9 protein-coding genes and 1 pseudogene are annotated in these 8,147 nt (G+C 62.0%); 8 read left to right on the forward strand and 2 right to left on the reverse strand.

Annotated features, from left to right (window positions below):
• From E5W87_RS31520 to E5W87_RS31530, 3 genes and pseudogenes are all read left to right on the forward strand, one after another.
• A partial coding sequence (locus E5W87_RS31520) for a coproporphyrinogen-III oxidase family protein (RefSeq protein ID WP_367118896.1) occupies positions 1-647 on the forward strand: 647 nt, incomplete at its 5' end.
• Between the two features lie 68 nt (positions 648-715).
• A complete protein-coding gene (locus E5W87_RS31525; protein ID WP_292406681.1) occupies positions 716-1,030 on the forward strand; it encodes a low molecular weight protein tyrosine phosphatase family protein in 315 nt (104 codons plus the stop codon).
• 89 nt (positions 1,031-1,119) lie between these two features.
• Positions 1,120-1,236 (forward strand): annotated as a pseudogene (locus E5W87_RS31530) (transporter); the annotation flags it as partial.
• A 73-nt stretch (positions 1,237-1,309) separates the two neighbouring features.
• Here E5W87_RS31530 and E5W87_RS31535 read toward each other — a convergent pair.
• The gene (locus E5W87_RS31535; protein WP_292406684.1) at positions 1,310-1,507 is read right to left on the reverse strand and encodes a hypothetical protein; all 198 of its coding nucleotides are present in this window, start codon (positions 1,505-1,507) and stop codon (positions 1,310-1,312) included.
• A 173-nt stretch (positions 1,508-1,680) separates the two neighbouring features.
• On the opposite strand from E5W87_RS31535, the gene rsmI reads away from it, so the two are divergent.
• The 5 genes from rsmI (at position 1,681) to E5W87_RS31560 (ending at position 6,851) form a co-directional block, all read left to right on the forward strand.
• Complete coding sequence (gene rsmI / locus E5W87_RS31540; RefSeq protein WP_292406687.1) at positions 1,681-2,610, forward strand: 16S rRNA (cytidine(1402)-2'-O)-methyltransferase; 930 nt, start codon at positions 1,681-1,683, stop codon at positions 2,608-2,610.
• Positions 2,603-2,980, forward strand: coding sequence for a YraN family protein (locus tag E5W87_RS31545; protein ID WP_292406690.1), 378 nt, complete (start codon positions 2,603-2,605; stop codon positions 2,978-2,980). The genes rsmI and E5W87_RS31545 overlap by 8 nt, the downstream gene beginning before the upstream one ends.
• Before the next feature lie 242 nt (positions 2,981-3,222).
• Positions 3,223-4,362 (forward strand): TRAP transporter substrate-binding protein, encoded by a 1,140-nt coding sequence (locus E5W87_RS31550; protein WP_292406694.1) that lies wholly within the window; start codon positions 3,223-3,225, stop codon positions 4,360-4,362.
• A 75-nt stretch (positions 4,363-4,437) separates the two neighbouring features.
• On the forward strand, positions 4,438-5,106 hold the full coding sequence (locus E5W87_RS31555) for a TRAP transporter small permease subunit (protein WP_095484735.1): 669 nt from the start codon (positions 4,438-4,440) through the stop codon (positions 5,104-5,106).
• Complete coding sequence (locus E5W87_RS31560; RefSeq protein WP_292406697.1) at positions 5,103-6,851, forward strand: TRAP transporter large permease subunit; 1,749 nt, start codon at positions 5,103-5,105, stop codon at positions 6,849-6,851. The genes E5W87_RS31555 and E5W87_RS31560 overlap by 4 nt, the downstream gene beginning before the upstream one ends.
• Before the next feature lie 246 nt (positions 6,852-7,097).
• Here E5W87_RS31560 and E5W87_RS31565 read toward each other — a convergent pair whose 3' ends face one another.
• Entirely contained in the window at positions 7,098-7,904 is an 807-nt protein-coding gene (locus E5W87_RS31565) for an undecaprenyl-diphosphate phosphatase (RefSeq protein WP_292406700.1), read from the reverse strand.
• Between the last annotated feature and the right edge of the window lie 243 nt (positions 7,905-8,147).

Consider the following 8,147-nt stretch of genomic DNA (forward strand, 5'->3'; position numbering starts at 1 on the left):
GCCAGACACCGGAAGCGTGGCAGGCGGAGCTCGAGCAGGCGATCGGCCACGCCGCCGACCATCTGTCGCTCTACCAACTGACCATCGAGGAAGGCACGCCGTTCCACGCGCTGCATGCGGCCAGGAAATTCGCCATTCCCGATAACGACCACGCCGCCGATCTCTATGCGCTGACGCAGGAGATCACCGCCGCGCATGGACTGCCGGCCTACGAGATTTCCAACCACGCCAGATCCGGTGCCGAGAGCCGGCACAATCTCACCTATTGGCGCTACGGCGAATATGTCGGCGTCGGTCCCGGCGCGCATGGCCGCTTCGTCGAAAACGGCCGCCGCGTGGTGACGATCGCCGAAAGAATGCCGGAGACCTGGGCCAATCTGGTCGAGGCCAAGGGCCATGGCATCACCGGCGGCGAGACCCTGACGCGCTCGGAAGAGGCCGACGAATTCCTGTTGATGGGGCTGAGGCTGGCCGAGGGCATCGACCTCTCCCGCTACGAAGCGTTTTCCGGCCGCGGCCTGTCGACGGCGCGGCTGTCGGTGCTGCAGGGCGAGGGTCTGGTGGCGCCGATCGGCAATGCCCGCCTGCGCGCCACGCCGGCCGGCATGATCGTGCTCGACGCCGTGGTGGCGGATTTGGCGCGGTAGAGCATGATCCCGAAAAGTGGGATCCGGTTTTCGGACCAGGTCATGTTCAAACTGGAAGATGGGACCCGTTGAAGAACGTCCTCTTCGTCTGCAGCCAGAACCGCTTGCGCAGCCCGACCGCGGAACAAGTGTTTTCCGGTCGGCGCGATATCGAGGTCGCATCGGCCGGCACCAACCATGATGCCGACAACCCGTTGACGCACGACCTCGTCTCCTGGGCCGACATCATCTTCGTGATGGAAAAGGCGCACCGCACCAAACTGCAGAAGAAGTTCAAGGCAAGCCTGAGGAAAGCCCGGGTGATCTGCCTCGATATTCCGGACGATTATGAATTCATGGACCCGGTTTTGGTTCGCCTTCTAGAAGCGCGTGTCTCGAAATAAATGATGTGGCTGAGCGTTTCCACTCGTGCTTCCCCGGGCCATGACGAAGAGAGAAGTGTCTCGGCCAATCGCGAAGGTTGCGGTAGTCAAGCGTCGTGCTTGTGGCGGCGCTTGGCGTGGTCTTTCTCGGCGTCCGCCTCACCGGAGCGAGCCGGCTTGGCGTCGCCCTTGTCGCGGCGGGCACGATTTTGATCGCTGGGATGTGACGGCGCTCCATTGCGGGCGCTTTTCGTTTCAAGGCGGGTGATGAAAATGTCGAAGCGATTGGGCATCGTCTGGTCAGTGCTCCATCGTGCTGCCGGTGCCGGTCGAGGGCTCGATTTCCAGGTTGGTCGCCTTTGAAGGACGACGCTTTCGCGGCTTTTTGGCCAAGCCGGCGCCGGCTTTGGCAGGCTGGCTCTTGTCCTTTCGCGCGGCAAAGCGCTTGCGCCCTGCATAGTAGGGTTCGAAAACGTCCTGTATCTTGAGGCTGTCCATCCTGCTCCTCCCGAGATCAGGGGTAAATCCGCCGGGCATGGTTTCGTTCCGTACTGTGGCGAAGGCATGGCGGCCGCTTCACTTCGGCCCGGGTTTTGCAACCAGGCGTGAGCCGTGCCAAACAGGGCCGGACGCATTTCAAGTGTCAGAGGATGCTCTGACGGGGGATACCGGTGACCGGCGAGTTGGCAAAACGCAGCTATGTGATCGGCCAGACCGAGATATCAGCCCGGCCGCTCGCGCCGGCGCTCTACCTGGTGGCGACGCCGATCGGCAACCTCGCCGACATCACATTACGCGCGCTTGAAACGCTCGCCGCCGCCGACATCGTCGCCTGCGAGGACACGCGTGTCAGCCGCGTGCTGCTCGACCGCTACGGCATCCGCCGCCGCACCACTGCCTATCACGAGCACAATGCCGCCGAGGCCGGGCCAAGGCTGATCGCGGCCTTGCTGGCCGGGCAGAGCGTGGCGCTGATCTCGGACGCCGGCACGCCGCTGATCTCCGATCCCGGCTACCGGCTGGTCGGCGAAGCCCTCGACCAAGGCATTCGCGTCGTGCCGATCCCCGGCCCGTCGGCACCGCTTGCGGCGCTGACGGCCTCCGGCCTGCCCTCCGACGCGTTTCTGTTTGCCGGGTTTTTGCCAGTGAAGATAAGGCAGCGGCTGACGCGGCTGGAAGCGCTGAAAAACGTGCCGGCGACGCTGATCTTCTTCGAATCGCCGCGCCGGCTGGCCGAGACGCTCAGTGCCATGGTCGAGACGCTGGGCGGCGCCCGCAAGGCCGCGATCGGCCGCGAGCTGACCAAGACCTTCGAGGAAATGCGAACCGGCACCTTGCAGTCGCTCGCCGAACACTATGAGGCGGCCGACACGCCGAAGGGCGAGATCGTCATCTGCGTCGGCCCGTCGGAAGCAACGGCCGACGAGCCTGAAGACATCGACCGGCTGCTGCTTTCGCTTGCCGCCGAGATGCCGGCCTCCAAGGCGGCGGCGGAAGCCGCCAAGATGACCGGCGGCCAGAAACAAGCGCTTTACCGGCGACTGCTCGAGCTCAAGGAGACCGGGAAGAACGGGGAGATCGAGAAAGACGGCGATGGCTGAACGCCCGGTCGCCAGCCGCCGGCAGGCCTATCGGCGCGGCCACCGCAGCGAGTGGCTGGCGGCCGCGGCATTGATGGTGAAAGGCTATCGGATCCTAGCCCGCCGCCACCGCACGCGGTTCGGCGAGATCGACCTGATCGCGCGGCGCGGCGACCTGGTATTGATCGTCGAGGTGAAGGCTCGCCGCACGCTGATGGAAGCCATGGAGGCTATTGCCTACGAGTCGGAGCGCCGCATCGAAAGCGCTGCCGATCTCTGGCTGTCGCGCCAGCCCGACTATGGACGATTGTCGGTGCGCTTCGACATGGTCGCGGTGTTGCCCTGGCGCTGGCCGGTGCATGTCGAGAATGTTTTCTACGGGCGAAACTAGCTCAGGATTCATTGATCAGCGCCAGAATGTAACAGTAGCCGCAACACTTATCGCCGGGAAGAACGTGTGGGCGCTACCGTCGGCTACTCGCCCATTGCTTGGGGAAAGTACCGGCACCTGTCCTTAAGGGAGAACCGCACTAGTTTTAGGCGATGGGACGTGCGCTGCAATTTTTGCTGGGCCGTCTTTGAGTACTATTGTCGGACGTGGGCTTGAAAAGCCTACACCTTCGGGAGGAACCGATGACCAAAGCAAGGATCCAGAATATGAGGTCGCGCCGCAAGTTCCTTGGCGAGGCGGCCGTTGCAGCTGCGGCGATCGTTGCCGCGCCAAGAGTCGTCAAGGCACAGGGGCCGGTCAACATGCGCTGGCAGAGCACATGGCCCTCCAAGGATATCTTTCACGAATTCGCGCTCGATTTCGCCAAGAAGGTCAACGACATGACCGGCGGCGACCTACAGATCGAGGTGCTGCCGGCGGGCGCCGTGGTGCCGGCCTTCGGCCTGCTTGACGCGGTGTCACAAGGAACGCTCGACGGCGGCCACGGCGTGGTCGTCTATCACTACGGCAAACAGTCGGCGCTGGCGCTGTGGGGTTCCGGTCCGGGGTTCGCCATGGATGCCAATATGCTGCTCGCCTGGCACAAATACGGCGGCGGCAAGGAGCTGCTCGCAAAGCTCTACGAATCCATCGGCGCCAATGTCGTTTCGTTCCTCTACGGGCCGATGCCGACGCAGCCGCTCGGCTGGTTCAAGAAGCCGGTGGCGAAGGCCGAGGATCTCCAGGGCCTGAAATTCCGGACCGTCGGCATCTCGATCGACGTCTTCACCGCGCTCGGTGCCGCAGTCAACGCGCTGCCGGCCGGCGAGATCGTCGCGGCTCTGGATCGCGGCCTGATCGACGCGGCCGAGTTCAACAACGCCTCGTCCGATCGGGTCCTCGGCTTCCCAGACGTCTCCAAGATCTGCATGCTGCAAAGCTATCACCAGAATGCCGAGCAGTTCGAGATCTTGTTCAACAGGGCGAAATACGACGCCTTGCCTGACCAGATGAAGGCCATCATCACCAATGCGGTCGAGGCGGCCTCGCAGGACATGCACTGGAAGGCGATCGACCGCTATTCGAAAGACTATGTGGAGATGCAGACGACCGACAAGGTCAAATTCTACAGGACGCCGGAGGCGATCCTCAAGAAACAATTGGAGGTCTACGACGAGATCGTGAAGAAGAAGGCGGCGGAAAACCCGGCTTTCAAGGAAATCATCCTCTCCCAGATCGCCTTTGCCGAGCGGGCAACGCGGTGGGAGCAGGATACCGTCGTCGGCCGGCGGCTGGCGTTCGATCACTACTTCGGACAGGGCGGCGTGGCGAAGGAGTTCTGACCCGTAAGTTCGGGCATCGCCGGGCAGCGGCCCGGTGATGCTTCTGACCAGGGTACCCGTCATCCGGGGGCGCGCATGAACGTCCAGCATTTCCTGAATACAGTCGATGCAATCAGCACGTGGGTCGGCAAGGCCGCGGCGTGGCTTATCATCGGGCTGATGACGCTGGTCTGCGTCGAGGTCTTCAAGCGCTACATCCTGAACATGCCCACGGCGTGGATATTCGATGCCAGCAATATGTTCTACGGCTCGCTGTTCATGCTCGCCGGAGCCTATGCGCTGGCGCAGAATGCCCATGTGCGCGGCGACTTTCTATACAGCTCGATGCGGCCCCGCACCCAAGCCGCGCTCGATCTGTTGTTGTACGTGGTTTTCTTCCTGCCGGGGATCGCGGCCCTCGTCTATGCAGGCTACGACTATGCCGCGATTTCATGGCGGATCGGGGAGCATTCGACCGTGACAGCGGAGGGTCCGCCGATCTACCATTTCAAGTCGGTCATTCCGCTGGCCGGCGCCTTGGTGATGCTCCAGGGTGTGGCCGAGATCGTGCGCTGCATCGTCTGTCTCAGGGCCGGGCAATGGCCCAGCCGGCGCAAGGACGTTGCGGAGATCGACGTCGTGGAGGAACAGCTCGCGCTCAGCGAATATGTGGATGAAGAGACGCGCAAGACCGCGATTGAGCGCGCACAAAAGATAGACGAGCAAGCGCGCCAGCGCGGAATGGGTGGAGACCTGCAGAGTTGAGCGATCCAGCCCTCGGACTCACGATGCTCATGCTCATCGTGGTCGTCATAGTCATGGGTTTCCCGACGGCCTTCACGCTGATGGGCCTTGGCATGTTTTTCGGGTTCTACGCGTTCTACAACCCTGCGGAGCACTGGATCGACAACCGCGTCTTCGATCTGATGGTCCAGCGTACCTATGGGGCAATGACCAACGACGTCCTGATCTCCATCCCGCTTTTCGTGCTCATGGGATACGTGATGGAACGCGGGGCGCTGGTCGACAAGATGTTCTACAGCATCCAGCTTTCGTTCCGACGAGTACCGGCGTCGCTGGCCATCGCTACGCTCATTGTCTGCACCTTCTGGGGCATCGCCAGTGGCCTCGTCGGCGCCGTTGTGGTTTTGATGGGGGTGATTGCCTTCAATCCGATGCTGCGCGCCGGATACGATGTGAAGCTCGCTTCCGGCGTGATCACCGCGGGCGGCACGCTGGGCATCCTGATCCCGCCGTCAGTCATGATCATCGTCTATGCGGCAGTTGCAGGCCAGTCCGTCGTGAAGCTCTATGCTGCGGCGATGTTCCCCGGTTTTTTTCTCGCCTTCCTCTATCTCGTCTACATTCTTGGCTGGGCGACAATCAGTCCGAAGATCGCCCCGCCTTTGCCGGAGAATCAAACAAAGGTTCCGGTGCCTGCGTGGATGGGAAGCCTCCAGACAGTTTACTCGCGCAACATGCTTGTTGGACTTCTTTCCGCCTTGTTCTCGCCGTCCAGGGCGATGGCGCTCGAGACGGAGAACGGACGCCTCACATATTGGGAGCTGTTCAAGAATTTCTGCGCTGCGCTGGTACCTCTCGCCTTGACAGCACTCACCCTCCTGCTGGTGTGGTGGTATGTCGTCATCCATCCGCAGGCATCGGCCGACGTCGAAGCTCCAGAGGGATTGGAGCAGCTCGGCGCTCCGGCGGTGGAGGAACTCGGCGCACCCGCAGTGGACGCAGGGCCGGCAACCAGCTTCTACGCCACCTTCGGCATCATCGCAGCACTCGCCGCAGTGGTGCTCGTCCGTTACTACCGGAACATGACTGCCGAACGGCTCGAGGTCGTAAAGCTCCTGGTCTCGTCGGTCATGCCGCTGGCCATACTTACTGTCGTCGTGCTCGGCGTCATTCTGTTCGGAATCACGACGGCGACCGAGTCCGCGGCAGTCGGCGCCGCTGGTGCCTTTCTGCTGGCGTTACAGGCGCGAACGCTCGACTGGAAGCGCATCAAGGAAGCAGTGTTCCTGACGGCCAAGACCACAGCCATGGTTTGCTGGCTCTTTGTCGGCTCGGCGCTGTTCTCCGCCGTTTTTGCGATCCTCGGCGGCCAGGCACTTCTCGAGCAATGGGTACTCGCGCTCGACCTGACGCCCGTGCAGTTCATGATCGTGTCGCAGGCGATCATCTTCATTCTCGGCTGGCCGCTTGAATGGACCGAGATCATCATCATCTTCGTGCCGATCTTCCTACCGATGCTGTCGCACTTCGACATCGATCCGGTTCTCTGGGGCGTTCTCGTTTTCGTCAATCTGCAGGCGGCGTTCCTGTCACCTCCGGTCGCGATGTCGGCCTACTATCTCAAGGGCGTTTCGCCTCCGCATGTCACGCTCAACCAGATATTCGCCGGGATGATGCCCTACATGCTGATCGTCATCCTTTGCATGATCCTCATGTATATCTGGCCTGGCATGGCGCTCTGGCTTCCGAACTATCTTTACGGCTGAGAAAGACGCCGTTCTCGGACGCCTTCCGCGACCGCGCGTTTTCGGCCGCTTCGACCCACGAGATGTCCTTTTGAACGCCAAAGCAGTATCTCGGAGATACAGGCGATCGGAAGGTCTGCTTTCGGGCAGCAATCGGGGCGAGTGAATGACGGCTATGGGTCCCGCTGCGGTCTTTTACCCCGCTGGCTTAACCGGTCTTGAGGCTGGGCCAAACAAACATGGCTCTGGGCAATAACTGCGCGCACCTCACCCCCATACGAACAGCGCAACCAGCCCGACGGTGCCGATGACCAGTCGCCACCAGCCGAACAGCGAATAGCCGTGGCGCGAGACGTAGTTGAGCAGGAAGCGCACGACGATGAGCGCCGCGACGAAGGCCGCGATGAAACCGGCGGCGATGACCGGCAGATCGGCGCTGGTCAGCACATTGCGGTTCTTGAAGAGGTCGAAGGCGAAGGCGCCGACCATCGTCGGCATGGCGAGGAAGAAGGAGAATTCCGCAGCCGCCCGTTTGTCGACGCCCAAAAGCAGCGCGCCGACGATCGTCGAGCCGGAGCGCGACGTGCCGGGGATCAGCGAAAGGCATTGGAACAGTCCGATCTGCAGATAGAGCCTGAGCGGAAACCGCTCGACGTCGTGGTAGAACGGCTTCAGCTTGAGGCGATCCACCCACAGCAGGACCACGCCGCCGATGATCAGCATGATGCAGATCAGCCTCGGCGATTCAAACAGCACCGTCTTGATGAAGTCATGCGCCAGCGCACCGATGACCGCCGCCGGCAGGAAGGCGACAAGGATGCCGAGGACGAAATGCCGCGTCAGCCGGTCATGCGGCAGATCGATCAGCATCTGCCACAGACGATGGAAATAGACGCTGAGAATCGCCAGTATGGCGCCGAGCTGGATCAGGATCTCGAAGGCCTTGCCGGTCGAGTGGAAGCCGAGAAAATGGCCGGCAAGCAGGATATGGCCGGTCGACGAGACGGGAATGAACTCGGTCATGCCCTCGATCATGCCGAGCAGCAGCGCTTCGACGATGGTCTGGCTTTCCATGGCAACCTCGGCGTTCGAGTGGGGGCTTGAAGAACGGCTTGCGAAAGGGCTTGCTTGTCATGGCGCGGAACTCCTCCTATAGGTCGCAGCACCCTGACGGCCCTTTGAATCGGGACGGTCAAGACTTACCGGCGCAGCCGGCGATTTGCCAGTGCGCTTTATTATCGCGGGACCATGCTGACGCTTTTCCACCACCCGATGTTCGCCTCCTGCCGGCGGCGGTCATCGGTGCGCTGGCGCATG

Origin of the sequence: Mesorhizobium sp., from assembly GCF_004962925.1 — a bacterium.
GTDB lineage: Bacteria > Pseudomonadota > Alphaproteobacteria > Rhizobiales > Rhizobiaceae > Mesorhizobium.

Bases quoted from the DNA above. Each gene is read 5' to 3' on its own strand.
- E5W87_RS31535 (WP_292406684.1), bottom strand. From the start codon at position 1,507: ATGGACAGCCTCAAGATACAGGACGTTTTCGAACCCTACTATGCAGGG.
- E5W87_RS31545 (WP_292406690.1), top strand. From the start codon at position 2,603: ATGGCTGAACGCCCGGTCGCCAGCCGCCGGCAGGCCTATCGGCGCGGC.
- E5W87_RS31550 (WP_292406694.1), top strand. From the start codon at position 3,223: ATGACCAAAGCAAGGATCCAGAATATGAGGTCGCGCCGCAAGTTCCTT.
- E5W87_RS31555 (WP_095484735.1), top strand. From the start codon at position 4,438: ATGAACGTCCAGCATTTCCTGAATACAGTCGATGCAATCAGCACGTGG.
- E5W87_RS31565 (WP_292406700.1), bottom strand. From the start codon at position 7,904: ATGGAAAGCCAGACCATCGTCGAAGCGCTGCTGCTCGGCATGATCGAG.